The sequence below is a fragment of the Betaproteobacteria bacterium genome (assembly GCA_016713305.1).
Lineage (GTDB): Bacteria > Pseudomonadota > Gammaproteobacteria > Burkholderiales.
Genome location: JADJPK010000005.1, coordinates 67,147 through 85,856, shown reverse-complemented (window position 1 = coordinate 85,856; position 18,710 = coordinate 67,147). Strand labels below are relative to the sequence as shown.

General features: G+C 67.9%; 14 protein-coding genes and 1 pseudogene. 10 read left to right on the top strand and 5 right to left on the bottom strand.

Annotated features, from left to right (window positions below):
* Position 1: 1 nt before the first annotated feature.
* Together IPK20_05460 and IPK20_05455 are read left to right on the top strand one after the other, a co-directional pair.
* On the top strand, positions 2-850 hold the full coding sequence (locus tag IPK20_05460) for a D-alanyl-D-alanine carboxypeptidase (protein MBK8016212.1): 849 nt from the start codon (positions 2-4) through the stop codon (positions 848-850).
* Between the two features lie 8 nt (positions 851-858).
* Positions 859-2,223, top strand: coding sequence for a tetratricopeptide repeat protein (locus tag IPK20_05455; protein ID MBK8016211.1), 1,365 nt, complete (start codon positions 859-861; stop codon positions 2,221-2,223).
* Between the two features lie 21 nt (positions 2,224-2,244).
* Here the strand turns inward: IPK20_05455 and IPK20_05450 are convergent, their stop codons facing one another.
* From IPK20_05450 to IPK20_05440, 3 genes are all read right to left on the bottom strand, one after another.
* Positions 2,245-3,402, bottom strand: a complete 1,158-nt coding sequence (locus IPK20_05450) for a twin-arginine translocation pathway signal protein (GenBank protein ID MBK8016210.1) — start codon at positions 3,400-3,402, stop codon at positions 2,245-2,247.
* 283 nt (positions 3,403-3,685) lie between these two features.
* Complete coding sequence (locus IPK20_05445) at positions 3,686-3,922, bottom strand: hypothetical protein (GenBank protein MBK8016209.1); 237 nt, start codon at positions 3,920-3,922, stop codon at positions 3,686-3,688.
* 85 nt (positions 3,923-4,007) lie between these two features.
* Positions 4,008-5,333 carry an acetamidase/formamidase family protein gene (locus tag IPK20_05440; protein MBK8016208.1) on the bottom strand — a complete coding sequence of 442 codons (1,326 nt, stop codon included), beginning with the start codon at positions 5,331-5,333 and terminating at the stop codon, positions 4,008-4,010.
* 207 nt (positions 5,334-5,540) lie between these two features.
* On the opposite strand from IPK20_05440, the gene IPK20_05435 reads away from it, so the two are divergent.
* The 8 genes and pseudogenes from IPK20_05435 (at position 5,541) to IPK20_05400 (ending at position 14,847) form a co-directional block, all read left to right on the top strand.
* Positions 5,541-6,131: an esterase gene (locus tag IPK20_05435; GenBank protein MBK8016207.1), complete on the top strand. Its 591-nt coding sequence runs from the start codon at positions 5,541-5,543 to the stop codon at positions 6,129-6,131.
* A 77-nt stretch (positions 6,132-6,208) separates the two neighbouring features.
* On the top strand, positions 6,209-8,047 hold the full coding sequence (locus IPK20_05430; protein ID MBK8016206.1) for an RNB domain-containing ribonuclease: 1,839 nt from the start codon (positions 6,209-6,211) through the stop codon (positions 8,045-8,047).
* Between the two features lie 63 nt (positions 8,048-8,110).
* Positions 8,111-9,031 carry an energy transducer TonB gene (locus IPK20_05425; protein MBK8016205.1) on the top strand — a complete coding sequence of 307 codons (921 nt, stop codon included), beginning with the start codon at positions 8,111-8,113 and terminating at the stop codon, positions 9,029-9,031.
* A complete protein-coding gene (aroE, locus tag IPK20_05420) occupies positions 9,028-9,843 on the top strand; it encodes a shikimate dehydrogenase (GenBank protein MBK8016204.1) in 816 nt (271 codons plus the stop codon). The genes IPK20_05425 and aroE overlap by 4 nt, the downstream gene beginning before the upstream one ends.
* A 4-nt stretch (positions 9,844-9,847) precedes the next feature.
* The gene (gene mtgA / locus IPK20_05415; GenBank protein MBK8016203.1) at positions 9,848-10,543 is read left to right on the top strand and encodes a monofunctional biosynthetic peptidoglycan transglycosylase; all 696 of its coding nucleotides are present in this window, start codon (positions 9,848-9,850) and stop codon (positions 10,541-10,543) included.
* 83 nt (positions 10,544-10,626) lie between these two features.
* Positions 10,627-11,426, top strand: a pseudogene (locus IPK20_05410) (prolipoprotein diacylglyceryl transferase).
* Between the two features lie 174 nt (positions 11,427-11,600).
* Positions 11,601-13,025 carry a methyltransferase domain-containing protein gene (locus tag IPK20_05405; GenBank protein ID MBK8016202.1) on the top strand — a complete coding sequence of 475 codons (1,425 nt, stop codon included), beginning with the start codon at positions 11,601-11,603 and terminating at the stop codon, positions 13,023-13,025.
* Positions 13,026-13,062: 37 nt separating this feature from the next.
* On the top strand, positions 13,063-14,847 hold the full coding sequence (locus IPK20_05400) for a tetratricopeptide repeat protein (protein MBK8016201.1): 1,785 nt from the start codon (positions 13,063-13,065) through the stop codon (positions 14,845-14,847).
* Positions 14,848-15,041: 194 nt separating this feature from the next.
* Here IPK20_05400 and IPK20_05395 read toward each other — a convergent pair whose 3' ends face one another.
* Both IPK20_05395 and glgP read right to left on the bottom strand, forming a co-directional pair.
* A complete protein-coding gene (locus IPK20_05395) occupies positions 15,042-15,719 on the bottom strand; it encodes an FHA domain-containing protein (protein MBK8016200.1) in 678 nt (225 codons plus the stop codon).
* 240 nt (positions 15,720-15,959) lie between these two features.
* Positions 15,960-18,518, bottom strand: coding sequence for an alpha-glucan family phosphorylase (gene glgP / locus IPK20_05390; protein ID MBK8016199.1), 2,559 nt, complete (start codon positions 18,516-18,518; stop codon positions 15,960-15,962).
* Between the last annotated feature and the right edge of the window lie 192 nt (positions 18,519-18,710).

Genomic DNA, 18,710 nt, shown 5'->3' with positions numbered 1-18,710 from the left:
CGTGCGGGGCCGCAGCCGGCGCGTTTCCGGGGCGGCCCTTCTCGCGGCGTTCGCCGCGCTGTGGAGCGCGAGCACGGCGGTCCGCGCCGACGCCGACGCATTTCCCGGAATCGCCACGGCCTATCTGGTCCGGGTGAACGGCGAAACGCCCTGGAGCCGCAACAGCGCCAGACCGCTCGCACCGGCGAGTCTCACCAAGCTGATGACCGCGCTGCTCGTCGACGAAGCAGACCAGCCGGACAGCATCGTCACCATCACGGCCCCGGCCGCGGCCGCCACCGGATCCCGGCTGGGAGTGCGCACGGGCGAGCGCTATCGCGTCTCGGCACTGCTTTCCGCCGCTCTCGTTGCATCGGCCAACGACGCCTGCCTCGCCTTGGCGCTCTGGCGTGACGGGACAGAGGACGCGTTCGTGGCCCGCATGAATGCCCGGGCGCAGCAACTGGGTCTTCGCGACACGCGCTTTCGCAACGCGTGCGGCCACGACGCCGCGGGACACGTGTCGACGGCCGCGGATCTGCTGCAGCTCGCGCAGGCGGCCATGGCACGGGAAGCCGTCGCACGCGAGGTGCGGCGTGTCGACGCGGAGATTGCGACGGCCGACAGCGCGCGGCGCACGCGCGTGACCAATCGCAATGCGCTCGTCGGACGCTATCCCGGCGCGATCGGCGTCAAGTCCGGCTTCACGTCGAAGGCCGGCAAGTGCGTGATCGCCCTGGCCCGGCGCCGCGGCGTGGACGCCTGGGTGGTGCTGCTCGATGCGCGCAACCGCTGGTGGGATGCCCACTCGCTGCTCGACCGCGCGTTCGAGTGGCACGCTCGCCGGGCTGCCGCCCCGTCAGGGCCATGACGCCGGCCGTGTCTCCAGACTCGTCACGGCTGCGCACCGTGTCGCTGCTGATGCTGGTGGCGGCCGTCTACGCGGGATCGCTCGGGGCGAGCTTCCAGTTCGACGACTGGAACGTGATCGTCGACAACCCCGGGGTCCATACCTGGACGGCGTGGTGGGATCGGATGCCGGGCATCCGGCCGCTCCTCAAGGCAACGTACGTCGCCAGCTGGGCCGCGGACTGGGGTCCCGCCGGCTTTCGCGCCGTCAACATCGCCCTGCACGCGATCAATGCGTGGCTCCTGCTCCTGGCGGTCGGGCGCGTGCTCCTGCTGTGCGGCTTGCCCGGAGACAGAGCGCGGTTCGCGGCATGGTTCGCGGCGGCAGTCTTCGCGCTGCACCCCGCGCAGACGGAGACGGTCACCTACATTTCAGGGCGATCGGGCGGACTCATGACGACGTTCCTGCTGCTCGCCCTGCTTGCGCACCTGAAGCGCGACGGTTCCCGGCGGCCCGCGGCGTGGACCGCCCTGGCAGTCGCCGCGTTCGTCTGCGCGTTCGGCGCGAAGGAGAACGCCTGGACGTTTCCGTTCACGGTACTGGCGATCGAAGCGGCGCGCACGCAGCGCGGGTCGAGCAGCCCGTGGCGCGCCAGCCTGCCGTACTTCGCCGCACTTCTGTGCGGCGCGCTGGCCGCCATGAGCATCCCGGGATACCGGGCGCTTCTCGGGGCGAGCCTCGAGACGCGGACCGCCGTGGAAAACCTGCTGACGCAGATCGACGGCCAGTTCTACCTGCTGACCCGTCCGCTGCTCGCCCTGCAGACCAATGTGGACCCCGATCTTCCGGTCCGCCGCGGCTGGACGCCGGATCTGTGGCCGGCCGCACTGACGCTTGCCGCTGCAGGCCTCGCGGCCGTGTGGCAGTGGCCGAGGCGGCGCTGGCTTTCGTTGGGAATCATCTGGTACTTCGTGCAGCTCGCGGCCACCAATTCCGTCGTGCCCAGATTCGATGTCGCGAACGATCGCCAGCTCTATCTGGCGCTCGCGGGGCCTGCGTGGATGCTGGGCGCGGCACTCGGCGTCGTGCGCGCCCGCGGTCTTCGCACCACCGCGTGGGTGGCCGTGTTCACCGCGCTTGCCGCCGCGACCGTCTCGCGCAACGGCGAGTACCGCACGGAGACGAGCTTCTGGGAGTCGGCGGCGCGTGCTTCGCCGCGCAAGGCACGGGTGTGGAACAACCTCGGATACGCGCGCCAGACCTCGGGGGACATCCCGGGAGCACGGCAGGCGTACGAACACGCCCTGGAACTGGACCCCGAACACATCAAGGCACGCATCAATCTGTCGACGCTCGAGGTTGCGGCACCCGCCGCCGTCTCGCCGATGCGCTGAAGCTCCGGCGGGCTGCGCCGCTCAGGCGCGCAGAATGTCCTCGAGCGGACGGCGCGGCGACGGCGGCGCGGGAATGGCATAGCCCAGGCGCGCCAGCATCTGCACCGTGAGCCGCGCAGGATCCAGCTTCACGGTGTCGTAGAAGGTGCGCTGCAGCGAGGCCATCTCGGGGTACTCCTGCAGCACCTGGCTCATCGGCTGGAGGGCGAGGCCCCGTGCGGTGGCCTCGAGATGCAGCCGCACGTACGCGCGCCCGGCCTCGACCTGCTGCGTGCGCCCGTTTCCCTCCGTCACGAGCCACATCCAGGCGGCCGCGGTCTGCGCCTGCTCGGAGCCCATCTGCAGAATGCGCTTGAAGGCCGAAGAGCCCGGATCGAGCGGCGCCCTGGGATCGTAGGCGCCGATCGACCGGGCGATGACCGGCATGGCATCGGCGATGGAAATGCCGTCGCGGTGCCTGCGGATCTCGTCCGCGCCCACCCGGGTCAGCATCGCGCTCTCCTGCCACACGCGCGGCGTGCTCACTTCCACCGACCAGGCGGATCGCGCGATCGTCACGACGGCATCGCGGAGCGCGCCGGGCCCGGCGCTCTGCGCCGTGATGCCGTGGACGCTCGCTGCTTTCGCGACGGCGGCGAGATCGTCCGGGTCTGCCGGGCGATCGGATTCGAAGGGACTGCGGTTCGTGTGCCGTCTGCGCACCTGCGCGAACAGCGGGTCGCGCTCGACGCCGGCTTTCCGGGTCAGTGCGATGACCGCAACGGGACGCGTGTCGGGACGAGCGCCGAATTCGCCCTGGGGAAACCACCGCAGGGAAGGTTCGATCCCCCTTTCGCGCAGCGCCATCGCGGCCAGTTCGACAAAGGCGCCGCACCCGATCAGGAGCTGTCGGTAGTACGGATCCGTCTCCTGAAGCGAGCGGGTGAGATCGTAGTGGAGCGCGATCTCGCCGGGGGTGCGGATGTCGGCGATCCACGGCTGCATGTTGTGGGGATTCGGCGCGAGCAGCGCGTGGCTCAGCGCCCAACGGCGCACGTCTGCCTCGTTGTCGGGCGGACCGTTCCATGCAGCGACGGTCTCTCGCGGCATGCCTGCCTGACAACCCGGAACGAGCGCGCCGACGCACAGGACGGCGCCGCCGCCGGCAAGCCGGATGAATCGTCTGCGCACTCTGTCCATGCCTCGCTTCCCTGGCTATCGTCGACGCGACGTTAGCCACAGGACGGCGACATTTCAAGCCGGCGCTGCCTTCGGAAAGAGGGCGATCGAGTGGCGCGGAGCCGGTGGTGGCCGGAACGGGGGAAATTCAGGGTATGACGCCCGGGCCGCGGACATGCCGTCGCGGGATGCGCGAATCGAAAGCCGCCGTGCGGGCGGAGAGCACCGATTGCAGACCGGCGAGCCGCGTCCGGCGGGCAGCGCGACGATTCGCGAGCCGTCCGCGGGACGCGGATGAAGCGGATTACTTCTTTTCGGCGGGCGCGGCAGCCGGGGCGGCGGCATCGGCGGGCTTGGCTTCTTCCGCCTTTGCCTTGGCCTTTGCCTTGGCCTTGTGCTTCTTCATCGGCTTGGCGTCGGCGGGCTTGGCGTCGGCCGCAGCGGGTTCCGCCTTGGCAGCTTCCTCGGCCGCCTGGACGGCACCGATACCGAATGCAAATGCGACAGCCGCGAAGGCGGCAAGCAGCTTCTTGATGCTCATGGAGTTCTCCGAAAAGGCGATCTGGCAGTTCCACCCGGCAAATGACGGGTGGAACGAACGCTAACGCGGGGACCTTACTCGAAGCTTAAGAACGCCTCTTTTCCACCCAGATCGACTTCGGCAGCAGGCAGTGCACCTGCATCGCACCCGCTTCGACGCGCCCGATCCGCGCATCCATGGCAAGGCTCGCCAGCGCGTAGGCGTCGATGCGCTGCATGGACTTGCGATCCGCCACCAGGTCGATCATGCGCATGGCCGCCTGGTTCATCGACTGCATGAGATCGGGGTCCGTGGCGTGCGTCACGAGGTACTTTCGCGTCTCGCCCGTGGGGCGGATACCCGGTTTCGCGCGGGGCCGCTTGGGCAGCATGCAGTACACGCCTTTCACCTGGTTCACCACTTCCGCCACGCGGCAGTCGCCGAACCTGTCCATGAACGAGCGCGCGTCGCCGCCGCTCATGCCCCGTTCGTCGACGAGGAACCGCAGGGTCTCCTCGACGAGGATCTCCAGCGCGCGGTTGAGGTTGCGGTCGTAGCCCACGGTGATCCAGTGCGTCGGCGACTCGATGCGCGGCCACGCCAGCGTCTTGCCCTTGACGACTTCCACCGTGAGGTTGAGTTCACTGAAGGCGGTCTCGATCGCCGTGAGGTTGATCTCGCCGTTGCCCTGCGCGGCGTGGGAATCTCCCGACCACAGCAGCGCGCCGTCGACGAAGACCGGCAACGTGAGCGTCGTCCCGGCGATCAGTTCGCGGATATCCAAGTTCCCGCCGAAAGGGCCGGGCGGCACCGTGCTGTAGCGGCCGCTTTCCGCCCGCGCCACGCCGACGATGCCCGGAAAGGGACGCACCGGAATCTCGATCCCCGGCGCGAACTCGGTGACGCCGCGCTGCAGATCGAGGTAGAAGTGCTTGACCTGCGGCACGGGGAACGCGTCGGGGAACTGACCCAGCTTGAGTTCGCCGGGCAGGTTCCAGTTCGAGCCGTAGTTGCGCGGCACGATGCGATTGATCCTGATGCGCAGCGCATCGCCCGGCATCGCACCTTCCACGAAGATCGGTCCGGTGATGCTGTGCGGGCCGCGGCCGGGGTGTTCCACCCGCAGACGCGTGATCTCTTCGATGGGTACGCCAGGAAGCACCTGGTTGAGCGAGGCCATCATCGTTTCCATGACGACGGTGTCGCCGGAGCGGATGCGCGCCCGGGGCGTCTCGTTCTGGTCGAACCAGCCCCACTGCACGGTTTCGGACGTGGCGGGGAGCAGATACACGCCGCCCTGGTACTGCCCCACCGTGCCGGCCTGCAGCGCCCGGATCTCCGGGCGGGGCGAGGGTTCTTCCGCGGCCCTGGCAGCCCATGGCACTGCTGCGGCGGCGGCGATGCTGCCCAGAAAGCTCCTGCGGTTGGTCATGCAGTTCTCCTGTGACCGGGTGACGGAACGCCCGGTGCGTGCGCAAGCTCCGCGCCACGCCCGTGCATCGGCCCCTGCGCGGGGCGCACCTCGGGCACGCATCGCCGATGCGGCACGATTTTGTGCACCGGATTCGCGGGGCGCACAATCCCGGTGCCCGATCCGGTGTGCCCGGCGCCGGACAAGGTCGTCGAACAGGGAGATGACATGTACCTCTACGTCCACGGATTCAACAGTTCGCCGGCTTCGGTGAAGTCGCGCCAGCTGCACGCCTGGCTGGAAAGCCGTGGCCGCGGCGGGGAGTTCCACTGCCCCGCCCTGTCGCACTGGCCCCGGGAAGCCATGCATCAGCTCGAGGCCCTCGTGCATGGCGCGGACCCCGCCTCGGTGGTGCTGGTGGGCAGTTCGCTGGGGGGGTTCTACGCCACCTGGCTCGCGGAGCAGCACGGTTGCAGGGCCGTTCTCGTGAACCCCGCCATCACGCCGCACATCGGCCTGGAGGCGTTTCTCGGTCCCCAGACGAATCTCTATTCCGGTGAACGGTACGAGCTCACCCGCGAGCACCTGGCGCAGATGGGGGCGTACCACGTCGCACGCCCCACGCGTCCCGAGCGCTATCTGCTGGTCGTGACCACCGGCGACGACCTGCTGGACTACCGCATCTCCACGGCGCACTACGCCGGGTCGCCGCACATCGTCGTGCAGGGCTCCGACCACGGATTCCCCGAGTTCGAGCGCTACATCGACGACGTCGCGCGCTTCGGCGACGCCCGGATCGGGGCGGACCGGCCGGTATAATCGCGCTCCCCTTCCGGCGCTGGTCCGGACCGGAGCGCCGCGGCGCCCGCGGCACTCCAACTCGGTACAGGCTTCACGTGAATGTCTTCTACGAAGAGGACGGCGGCTTCAAGGCCGGGACCGTCCTCGTCGACAACAACACCTTCCTGCAGGTCGAAACGGCGCACGGCAAGCGCAGCAAGGTGAAGGCCAACGCGGTCCTGCTGCGCTTCACCACCGCCAATGTCCTGCAGTTCCTGGATGCCGCGCAGGCCGTCGCGGCGGACATCGATCCCGGCTTCCTCTGGGAAGTCGCGCCCGACGAGGAGTTCGAGTTCCTGGCTCTGGGCCGCGATTACTTCGGCCACGAACCCAAGGCCGAGGAGGCCGCCGGGCTGCTGCTGCGCCTGCACGGCTCGCCCATGCACTTCTACAAGAAGGGCAAGGGCCGCTACCGGGCGGCACCGGAGGATGCCCTCAAGGCCGCACTGGCCAGCGTGGAACGCAAGCGCCTGCAGGCGCTGCAGCAGACCGAGTTCACCGAGAAACTCTCACGGTTCGAATTGCCCGAGGAGTTCCGGCCGAAGCTGCCGGAACTGCTCTACGAACCGGACCGGAACACCATCGAGGTCAAGGCGCTCGAAGCGGCAGCGGCGGCCACGGGACTCACGGCGGTGCATCTGCTCGAGAAGTGCGGCGCGATCCCGTCCAGTTGCGACTACCACCTGAACCGCTTCCTGCGCGCGAACTTCCCCAAGGGGACCGGCTTCGGCAACCTCTCCGCCGCGCCCGCGCTGCCCGAACTGGCCGTTGCCGACGTCGAGGCCTTCAGCATCGACGATTCGACGACGACGGAAATCGACGACGCCTTCTCGGTGGCGCCGCTGCCTTCGGGCGGGTGGCGCATCGGCATCCACATCGCGGCGCCAGCGCTCGGGATCGCCCCGGGAAGCGACGTGGATGCGATCGCGGCCCGCCGGCTGTCGACCGTGTACATGCCGGGTCGAAAGATCACCATGCTTCCCGACGACGTGATCGACCGGTTTACGCTCGCGGAAGGCGGGGAGCGTCCCGCGGTGTCCCTTTACGCGTTCCTCGACGACGATCTGCAGCCCATCGGCTTCGAGACCCGGGTGGAACGGGTGCCCATCAAGGCCAACCTGCGCCACGACACGCTCGAGGCGCTGTTCAACGAGACCACGCTCGCGGAGGGCCGCCTGGAGTTTCCGTTCGGGCAGGAACTCGCACTGCTGCACCGGTTCGCGCGGTCGCTGGAGGTCGCGCGCGGCAAGGCCGACACGGTCCAGGAACGGCAGGACTACAGCTTCTACGTCGACGACGACCGCATCCGCATCGTGGAGCGCCGGCGCGGCGCGCCGGTGGACAAGGTCGTGGCCGAACTGATGATCCTGGCCAATGCCGAGTGGGGCAAGCACCTGGTGGAGTATGGAGTGCCGGGCATCTACCGCGTTCAGGGCGGTGGCAAGGTGCGCATGTCGCTGCAGGCCGGTCCGCACGAGGGTCTCGGGGTGGAACAGTACGCGTGGTCCAGTTCTCCCCTGCGGCGCTACGTGGATCTGCTCAACCAGCGGCAGATCATCGCCACGGCGCTGAACGAGCCGGTGCCCTACGACGAGGACTCCGACGCCATGGTGATCGCCATGCGCGACTTCGAGGCGGCCTACGAGGCCTATGCCGACTTCCAGAGGGTGATGGAACGCTACTGGTGTCTGCGCTGGCTGCTGCAGGAAGGCGTCACGCGCACCGGCGCCGTGGTCCTGCGCGAGAGCCTCGTGCGCCTCGAGCGCATTCCGCTCTTCGCCCGCACCCCCTCCCTGCCGCCCGAGGCCGCGCCGGGTCAGCGGGTGGAAGTGGACATCGCGGATATCGATCTGCTGGGGCTGGAACTCGACTGCCGGTTCGCCGGGCGGGCATGACCCTATGACCGCCGCGGAGGGACCGATAGAATTCGCCGCGCGAATGCCCGCGGCCCTTCCGAATTGAACACGACCGTTCTCGCGCCTTCCCCGGCAGCCGTCGTCCCCCCGCGCTACACCCTGCCCGAACGCGCCCGCAGCCATCTGCTGCCCATCGCCATCGCGCTGTCGCTCGCCGTGCATTGCGTCGTGCTGGTAGTGAAATTCATCCCGCCCGACGCCAGGCTGCTGGAGAACGTGACGCCGCCTCTGGAGGTGGTGCTGGTCAACAGCAAGTCGATCCGCAAGCCGAACCGGGCCGATGCCATGGCCCAGGCGAATCTCGACGGCGGGGGCAACACGGAAGCGAACCGCCGGGCGAAGAGCAACCTCCCTGTCGTGCCGGACGAGACGGATACCGACGAGGTCACGCTGGCGACCCAGCGCGTGGCGAACCTCGAAGCCGAAATGAAGCGGTTGCTGACCCAGTCGAAGTCGCTGACGCCCGTCGACTCGCGGCAGGACAGTCCCGCGCCACTGGAGGAGCGGAGCGACGCCGTGACCAAGGCAGAGTCCGTGCAGGCAAACACGAAGATCGCGCGGCTGGAAGCGCAGATCGCCCGGGAATGGGACCAGTACCAGAAGCTGCCCAAGCGCAAGTTCATCGGCGCCCGCACGGAAGGCGTCGTGTATGCGCAGTACGTGGACGACTGGCGGCAGAAGATCGAGCGCATCGGCACCCACAATTTTCCGGAGGAGGCGCGCCGGCGCGGCCTGTACGCGACATTGCTGATCACCGTGTCGATCCGTTCCGACGGCTCGGTCGAGAAGGTCGACATCGACCGCTCGTCGGGCTCTCCCGTGCTCGACCGCGCAGCGCGGCGCATCGTGGAGCTTTCCTCGCCATTCGCCCCGTTTCCTCCCGCCATCCGCCGCCAGTACGACATCCTCAGCATCACCCGCAACTGGGCCTTCACCCGAACCGACGAACTGGTGACCGAATGACCGACCGCTACGCCGTCATCGGCAATCCCATCGCCCACAGCAAGTCTCCGCTCATCCACGCCGAGTTCGCCCGGCAGACCGGCCAGGACATCGTGTACGAGCGCCTTCTCGGTCCGCTGGGGCAGTTTCGCGAGACCGTCGAGTCGTTCCGCCGCGAAGGCGGATGCGGACTCAACGTCACGCTGCCGTTCAAGCTCGATGCGTTCGAGTACGCCGGCCGGCGGACCGAGCGCGCGCAGGCGGCAGGCGCCGTGAACACGCTGCGGTTCGATGCGGACGGCGTGCTGGGCGACAACACCGACGGCGCGGGGCTGGTGAACGATCTCGCGCGGAACCTGGGCGTGAAGCTCGCCGGCGCGCGCATCCTGCTGCTGGGTGCGGGTGGCGCCGCTCAGGGCGTCGTCCTGCCGCTGCTGGGCCAGGCGCCCGCAGGCCTCGTGATCGCCAACCGGACGGCCGGGAAGGCGCTTTCGCTGCAGCAGAAGTTCGGCAGCCGCGGTCCCGTGGAGGGTTGCGGGATGGATGCGCTTGCGGGCCGGGCGTTCGACGTGGTGATCAACGCGACGTCGGCCGCCATCGGCGGCGAAGCGCCGGATCTTCCGGATGGGCTCTACGCGCCCGGCGCAGTCGCATACGAGATGATGTACGGCAAGGGCGACACGCCGTTCCTTGCGCACGCGGCCGCGGCGGGCGTGACACGCCGGGCGGATGGATTGGGCATGCTCGTGGAACAGGCCGCGGAATCCTTCCACCTGTGGCGCGGCGTGCGGCCGGAGACGGCCCCCGTGCTCGCGATGCTGCGCAGGGGTTGATCCCATGAAGACGGCCCTGCGGCTCGCCTGGCGCGCGCTGGCGGTCTTCGCCGTCCTGCTCTTCGTTTATCAGATCTGGATCTTCGGTCACGTGGTCTGGTGGATCTGGTTCAACCCGTCCACGTCCGCGTTCATGGAAGACCGTCTCGAGATCCTGCAGGAGAAGAACCCGGACGCGGAACTGCGCCACCGCTGGGTTCCGTACGACCGGATCTCGCGCAACCTCAAGCGCGCCATCGTGGCCGCGGAGGACGGCAAGTTCCTCGATCACGACGGCTTCGACTGGGATGCCCTGCAGAAGGCCTACGAGAAGAATCTCAAGAAGGGAAAGATCGTCTCGGGCGGATCCACCATCAGCCAGCAGCTCGCCAAGAATCTGTTCCTGTCGTCCAAGCGCACGCCCTGGCGCAAGCTGCAGGAAGCCGTCATCACGGTGATGCTGGAGACCGTGATGGACAAGCGGCGCATCCTCGAGATCTATCTCAACGTGATCGAGTGGGGCAACGGCGTGTTCGGCGCGGAGGCCGCCGCGCGGTACTACTACCGGACCAGCGCGGCGAACCTGGGCCCCGAGCAGTCGGCACGGCTGGCCGCCATGGTTCCCAACCCGCGCTTCTACGACAGGCACCGTTCCACGCCCCACCTGGACCGCAAGACGGGAATCATCCTCGCCCGGATGAGCGCCGCCGACGTGCCGTGACGCCGGCATGGGAGACCTGTCGCGGATCGCGTCCGCGCAGCCTCGCGCCCGTATAATCCGCGCTCCTCAGATCCGGGTCCCGCATGTTCGTCCATCCGCAGTTCGATCCCATCGCGCTCAAGCTGGGCCCCGTCGCCGTGCGCTGGTACGGGCTCATGTATCTCGCCGGCTTCGTCACCGGCCTGCTCCTGGGCCGGTACCGCGCCAGAACCCGTCCCGACCTGGGCTGGACGCACCGCGACGTCGACGACCTGCTGTTCTTCGCCGTGATCGGCGTGGTCCTGGGCGGGCGCCTGGGGTACGTGCTGTTCTACAAGTTCGCCGACTATCTGCAGGAACCTCTGCGGATCTTCTTTGGTGGGAAGGCGGCATGTCCTTCCACGGGGGCTTCCTGGGCGTGATCATCGCCATGGCCCTGTTCGCAGGGCGCCGGCACAAGCACTGGTTCTCGGTGACGGACTTCATCGCTCCCCTCGTGCCTGCAGGCCTGGGCTTCGGCCGGATCGGCAACTTCATCAATGCGGAGCTCTGGGGACGTCCGGCAACCGTGCCCTGGGCCGTCGTCTTTCCCAACGTCGACGACCTGCCGCGCCACCCGTCGCAGCTCTACGAAGCCGCGCTCGAAGGCCTGGTGCTGTTCGCCATCCTCTGGATCTTCTCCTCTCGCCGCCGGCCGCTCGGAGCGGTGTCGGCCGTGTTCCTGATCGGCTATGGCTGCCTGCGCTTCGCCGTGGAGTTCACCCGCGAACCGGACAGCTTCCTCGGCTTTCTCGCCATGGGCTTCACGATGGGTCAGTGGCTTTCTCTGCCCATGGTCCTGGGCGGCATCTTCATGCTGGTGTGGTCCTACCGCCGCAGGCCGGGGCTGTTCGGCACGCCCTGATGCGCCGGCCGCCATTGCGTCCGCCCAACTGACCCGCGGCGTTCCGAATCCCGGGCCGGCCTGGCGAAGCACTGATTGATTTCAGACCCTCCCTAAATCCCCGGTCGGCAACGCCGTTAATCCCCCCGTCCGGGGCCCTGCATCGGGGGCCCCTTCAACCGAATGGGGGTGTCCTTGTCCGCCCGACCCGCGCTGGATCAGGTGACGCTGTGCTGCATCGACTGCGTGAACGTTCCGCTCGCGCTGCAGGCCATGCAGCGGTCGCGGGAGGCGTGCGAGTTCTCCCGCGCCCTGTTCTTCACGTCCAAGGACGTCGAGGCACCCGAAGGCATCGAGGTGATCCGGATTCCGGAGATCCGCAGCAAGCGGGACTATTCGCGCTTCCTGGTGAAGTTCATGCCCGCCCACGTGCACACGAGCCACATTCTCGTGATGCAGTGGGACGGTTACGTGGTGCGGCCGGACGCGTGGGATCCGAAGTTTCTGGACTGCGACTACATCGGCGCGCCCTGGCCGCCGGATCTCAGCCCGGAACCGGTCGGCAACGGCGGCTTCTCGCTGCGGTCGCGAAAGCTGATGGACGCCCTGCTGGACCCGTCGTTTCCCGAGGACGCGATCGTCCACGAGGACCAGGCGATCTGCGTGCACTTCCGCGAGCGCCTGCAGTCCGATTTCGGCATCCGCTTCGCGCCGGTCGATCTCGCCAGCCGGTTCTCCCACGAGACCGTCCGCGATGGCAAGCCGACGTTCGGGTTCCACGGGCCGCAGAACCTGTGGATGTACTGGAACGACCGGGATATCGACCTGTTCCTGCGCACCGTCTCCCGGCCCGCGCTCAAGGCCCCGGAAGTGACCTGGCTTGCCCGGCACCTGTACTCCGCCGAACGCGTGGACGAGGCGGCGAAGGTGGCGGGCGCCGCGCTGGTGGAACGTCCCGGCGACACGGAACTGCTCGACATCCTCGCAGGCATCCGCGACCGCCTGAAGCCGCACGACTACAAGGCGCGTTCGGAGCAGCGCTTCATGCTGGGGCTGCTCAAGCGGCAGCTCCCCGACTACTTCCGCCACCGGCAGGTGCTGGAGATCGGTCGGCCCGGCGCCACCGCGGCCACCCAGGAGTGGTTCGATCAGTGCCGCATCGTGACGCCCAACAGCTCGGCCGCCGCCAACGCGGACGCCATGGAATCGTATCCCGCCACCGGCCAGAGCTTCGACACGATCGTGAGCTGCGAATCGCTGGAGCACCTGCCGCAATGGCGGGACGCGTTCCTCAACGCCATGCGGGTGATGAAGTCCGCGGGTCTCATGTTCGTGAGCTGCGCGGGGCACGGACGGCGCCAGCACGAGACGAAACGCTATCCCTCCGGCGAACACGGCAGCGACGAGTACTACCGCAATCTCGCGCCGGAGGACTTCGCGGGCATCGACTTCGACCGCTGCTTCCGCACGTGGGCCTTCATCGAGGACCACACCGTGCACGACCTCTACTTCATGGGCCTCGGCCGGACCGCGCAGGACGAGCATGCCGCCACGCTGGAACGCGTGATCGACGACACCCGCTTCCTGCTCAAGCGCAAGCAGGTCTTCGGATTGTACTGAGCCGGCCCGGCATGAGTTCCCCGTCTCCTTGACCGCCGTGAGTTCCGCCCTCGAATCCGCCTTCGCCGCGTATCAGCGGGGAGATGCCACTGGCGCCCTCGCCACGCTGGAACGGGAACCGGACGCCTGGCGCAGCCGCCCGGACGGATGGCTCATCCGGGGCGTCGCCTCGCGGGCGCTGGGGCGGGTGACCGACGCAGAGTCGGCGTACCGGGAAGCCATCGCGCTCTATCCCGACTATCCGGATGCCTGGCAGAACCTCGGCAATCTGCTCGCGGCGACCGGCCGCTTCGCGCATGCCGCGGACGCCTACGAGCATGCGGCACAAGGACGTCCGACCGCGGCGGAGAAGGCGAACGTGCTGGTACTCCTGGCGGGCGCCGCATTCTCGGCCGGAGAGGTGAAGGCCGCGCTGAGCGCGCTCGAACGCGCGGTCGCACTGGCGCCGGAATCCGGCGCTGTCCACAACCAGCTCGGCAAGGTGCTGTGGGAACTGGGGCACACCCAGGCGTCCATCGATGCGTTCCGCAAGGTGGCGCACTGTGCGCCCGCCGATGCCCTCTACGCCACCAATCTTCTTCTCGTCAGCCAGTTCTCGGAGACGGCCACGGAGCCGGAGCTTTCGGCCCTCGCGAGGATGGCGGCCGAGCGCGTGGAGCAAGGCGTTCCCGCCGCGCTCAAGGAAAGCTTCGTGTCCCCGGCCTGGAAACCGGGGGAACGGATTCGCGTGGGCTACGTGTCGTCGGACTTCCGCGTGAGCGCCCCCGGGTTCTTCATCGACAGCATTCTCGCCGGCCACGACCGGTCGCGGTTCGAAGTGTGGGCACTGGCCACCGCCGCGGTGACCGACGAATTGAGCCAGCGGATGCGAGGCCGGGTGGACCAGTGGCAGGACGTGTCCGGGATGTCCGCCGCCGACCTCACGGCCTGGGCACGCGAACGGAAATTCCATGTGCTCGTCGACCTCAACGGATTCACCGGCGGGCACCGGCTGGGCGTGTTCGCGGCCCGGGCAGCGCCGGTGCAGATCACCTGGCTGGGCTACGAAGGTCCCACGCGGCTCGACGGCATGGATGCATTTCTCGGCGACCCGAACGTCACGCCGGACACCACGCTGGACTGCTACTCGGAACGGGTGCTGCGTCTGCCGTTCGACTTTGCGTGCTACGCGCCGCCGTCCTACGCGCCGCCCGTCGCGCCGGCGCCTTCGCTGAGCACCGGCTGCATCACCTTCGGATCCTTCAACAAGCTCGCCAAGCTGGGGCCGGCGACACTCGAACTCTGGGCGCGCGTTCTCGGGCAGGTACCCGGATCGCGATTGCTCGTGAAGTGGCGGCACGCCGATCAGGCGTTCGCGCGCGAAAGGATCGCGTCCGCGCTGGCCGGGCACGGCGTCGCCGGATCGCGCGTCGAATTCCGCGACGCGTCGCCCCACCCCGACATGCTCGCGCAGTATGCGGACGTGGACATCGCGCTGGACCCGACGCCTTTCTCCGGGGGAGCCACCACATGCGATGCGCTGTGGATGGGTGTTCCGGTCGTCACGCTCCGCGGACACCGCTTCGCCTCCAACCACACGACCAGCCATCTCCAGGCGGCAGGTTTTCCCGAACTCGTCGCCCGGTCCGCGGACGACTACGTCGCCATCTGCGTGCGCCTGGCGGCGGACATTCCCGCGCTCGAACGGCTGCGTCAGGGGATGAGGGCGCAGCTTTCCGTCTCGCCCCTCTGCAACGCCGCGCTTTTCATGCGGCCGGTGGAACGGCACTACGAATCGCTGGTGAGGGAGCGGGTGGCCGGCCTCCGAGCGCTGGAACCCTGACGATCCTCATATGGGAAAGATCAGAGGCCCGGGAGAGGATCCGGCCATCGAACTCCACTGGCGGGCTTCGATCCGACACTCGGCATCGAACCGAGGAGACCTCCCCAGAAAAAGAGCCGGGCCCCACCAAGAGGGCCCGGCTCATTTTTTGAGTTGTGCCTGCAGCGCGAGACGAGACGCGCGTCCGCAGTCCCTCAGCTTCGCCAGTTGAACAGTTTGCGTGCGGTTTCTGCCAGGGGAACGATCTTGTCCCGCACGGCGCCGGATTTGGCGCCTTCGGCGGCGGGATCCGGGGCGGCCGCGAGCGGCTCCTGAGGTGCCGCCGCAGCCGATCGCCGAGGTTCCACACCCTGGGTCGCGCTCGCATCGAAGGGTGATTCCGTCTCGGCGGTCTCTCGCTTGGTCAGCGTCAATCCCGCGGCCTTGGCCGCCGCCAGGCGCTGCTCCAGCAGTTCGAACGTGAGTGCTTCCTCAGCTGCACGGGCCTGCTCCACGGGCTCGTCGTTGCGAGACGACACGACCGGCGCCGGGCGGGACGGCGTGACGGCCACCTGATCCTCGACGGCCGAGACCAGAAGCGTATAGGGTCCGATCTGAACACGGTCCCCGGGGCGCACGGTCATGTCCCGCTGGAAACCCACCCCGTGGCCATTGACGTAAACCGGCAGGAACGAGCCCTGGTCGCGCACCTTGTACACGCCCGCCTGGCAACTCACCATCACGTGCACGCGGGACACCCGCCGACTCTGATCGGGGATCACCAGCGTGTTGTCGGAGCGTCTGCCAATGGTGCCGCCGCGCGGCCCGAAGACGGCCCGCGGGCCGTCGATGGGACGGTCTGCGACGCCGATGATCTGGATGGAAATATTCACGGTGTCTCCTTGCCCCCGGAAAACAGGGACGGGCCCGGACGAGCGCATCTGCCGGTTCGAAGCCGACCGTGTTGCATCCTCCGTGCCCGCCGCCGGGCTTCGCCGGCAAAGGGGGCCGGTCTCCCGAGAATACGCCAGGATGACCGCGGGAGTCCTTGCGATCGGCGGGATGGCAGCGCCGCCGCCGTCAACCGGCCGCCGGACTCCGGTGGCGATCCGCGCACACCGATCGGACTTTCCCTAGAGCCACAGCATCATCCCCATCTCGTGCGGATGGGTGAGGAGTTCGTGGTGCGGATACAGGCGGATGCGGTATTCCAGCTTGCCGCAGAGCTCGGGCGTGAGTTCCAGCACGTAGCGGTGCTCCCCCTCGGCGCTGAAGGTGCCGTCGAATTCGAAGCGGTAGTTCGAGCGGTGCTTGTGACTCTCGAGAGACGTGTGCCGGGCCAGGATCATCTCCAGAACGACATCGTCCGGCTTGAGCCCGTCCAGGCGAACGCCGATCTCGAAACGCACGCCGGCACCGAAGGGAATCCGCTTGGGTGCCGCGTCGAGGCGGCGCATCTTCACGTGTTCCCAGGCACTGCGGACATGCTCCTTCCACTTCGCGAGCTGCCCGGCCGCCGTGAAGGCGCCTTCCGAATAGCGGCGCCACTGCCGGGTCGCCGGCAGGTAGAACTTGGCCACGTACTCGTTCACCATGCGGGCGGAGTTGAAGCGCGGGAGCAGGGTCGCGATGGAATTCTTGGCCATCCGCACCCATTCCGGCGAATACCCCATCTCGTTGCGCTGGTAGTACGTGGGAATCACGTGATCCTGCAGCAATTCGTACAGGGTGTTCGATTCCTCGACATTGCGGCGGTGCTCGTCGAGGCTCTCCGACACCGGCTTGATGGCCCAGCCGTTGTGACCGTCGTAGCCTTCGTCCCACCAGCCGTCGCGCACCGACAGGTTGATCACGCCGTTGATGCCCGCCTTCATTCCCGAAGTGCCGCTCGCCTCCAGCGGGTACACCGGATTGTTGAGCCACACGTCCACGCCCGAGACCAGGCGCCGGGCAAGCCGCAGGTCGTAGTTCTCCACCACCAGGACCCTGCCCTCGAACTCCGCCGTCCGGGCGATCTGCGTGAGGCGCCGGATGAGGTCCTGCCCCGGCACGTCGGCGGGGTGTGCCTTGCCGGCGAAGACGAAGACCACGGGCCGCTCGTCGTTGCAGACGAGAGACTTCAGCCAGTCGAGGTTCTGCAGCAGCAGCGTCGCCCGCTTGTAGGTGGCGAATCGCCGTGCGAACCCGATGGTCAGCACGTTGGGGTTGGCCGGATCGGTGAGCTTGAGCAGGCGGTCGAGATGAGCCTCGGATCCGTTGTTGCGGAAGTGCTGGTTCGAGATCCGGTGCCGGATGAGGTGCAGCATCTGCGACTTGAGCGACTGGCGCACGCTCCAGAACAGGTGGTCGGGAATCGACTGCACGTTCTTCCAGAAGCCCACGTCGGAGACATGCTGGCTCCAGTCGAAGCCCAGATAGCGGTCGAAGACATCCCCCCACTCCTGCGCGAGGAACGTCGTGACGTGCACGCCGTTGGTGATGTAGTCGATCGGATTGTCCTCGGGCTCGATCTGCGGCCACATGGACGAGAGGATCCGCGAGGACACGCCGCCATGGATGCGCGACACGCCGTTCTGGAAGCGTGAGCTGCGCATGGCCAGCGCCGTCATGTTGAACTCGTGACCGCCTTCGGTGCGGCCGAGCGCGAGAAACTGATCGCGCGAAAGCTTGAGATCGCCGTAGAACCGCTCGAAGTAGGCGGTCATCATGTCTTCGGCGAAGTGGTCGTGACCTGCAGGCACCGGCGTGTGGGTCGTGAAGACCGTGTTCGCCGCCACCGCTTCCAGCGCCGTGGAAAATTCGTAGCCCTGCGCAACGAGTTCGCGCATGCGCTCCAGCACCAGGAACGCGGCGTGTCCCTCGTTGATGTGCCAGGCCGTCGGCTTGAGGCCCACTGCCGCCAGCGCCCGCACGCCGCCGATGCCCAGGATGATCTCCTGCTCGATGCGGTCCTTGCGGTCGCCGCCGTAGAGACGGTGCGTGATGCCGCGATCGTGCGCGGCGTTCGCCTCGATGTCCGTGTCGAGCAGATACAGATCGACGTGGCCCACGTGCGCCTTCCACACCTGGACGGCCACCGTGCGGCCCGGCAGGTCCACGTGCACGATCACGGGGGCGCCCGCGTCCGTGGTGACGGGCGTGACCGGGAGATCGTCGAAATCGTTGTCGGCGAACGAGGCGTGCTGATTGCCGTCGGCATCGATGAACTGGGAGAAATAACCCTGTCGGTACAACAGCCCGATGCCGACGAAGGGCAGGCGCATGTCGCTCGCCGCCTTGCAGTGGTCGCCCGCGAGAATGCCCAGGCCGCCGGAATAGATGGGCAGGGATTCGTGGAATCCGAACTCCGCGCAGAAGTAGGCGACCAGATCCGACTGTCGCAGCCACTCCGAACCGTTACGGCGCAGCGGCTCGTTGTGATACGTGTCGTAGGCCGACAGGACGCGGTTGTAGCTGTTCAGGAAGACGGGGTCGTCGGCGGCATAGAGCAGACGCTGCTCGTCGACGCGCTTGAGGAAGGCCTTGGGGCTGTGGCCCACGGCATCCCAGAGACCGGTGTGCAGCCGCGCGAACAGCGTGCGCGTGGGACGGTCCCAGCTGTACCAGAGGTTGTTCGCCAGTTCTTCGAGCCGGGCGAGTCGCTTGGGGAGCTTCGGATTGACTTCGAGCAGGTACGTGGTGCCGGTGGGCATGGCGCTGTCGATCCCTGTCTTGTTGGTCGGCGGATTGTAGCGCCGCGAACTCCGTCGTCATGCAATGCGTCGACGATCGTGCCTCGTGCACCAGCGCTGTGCGTTATATCGGCACGCGCGGCGATCGCCTCAGGGTGGCGTGAGCACAAAGATCGCAGACCCGCTGCCGATGACCCCATCGCGGCGCGGGTC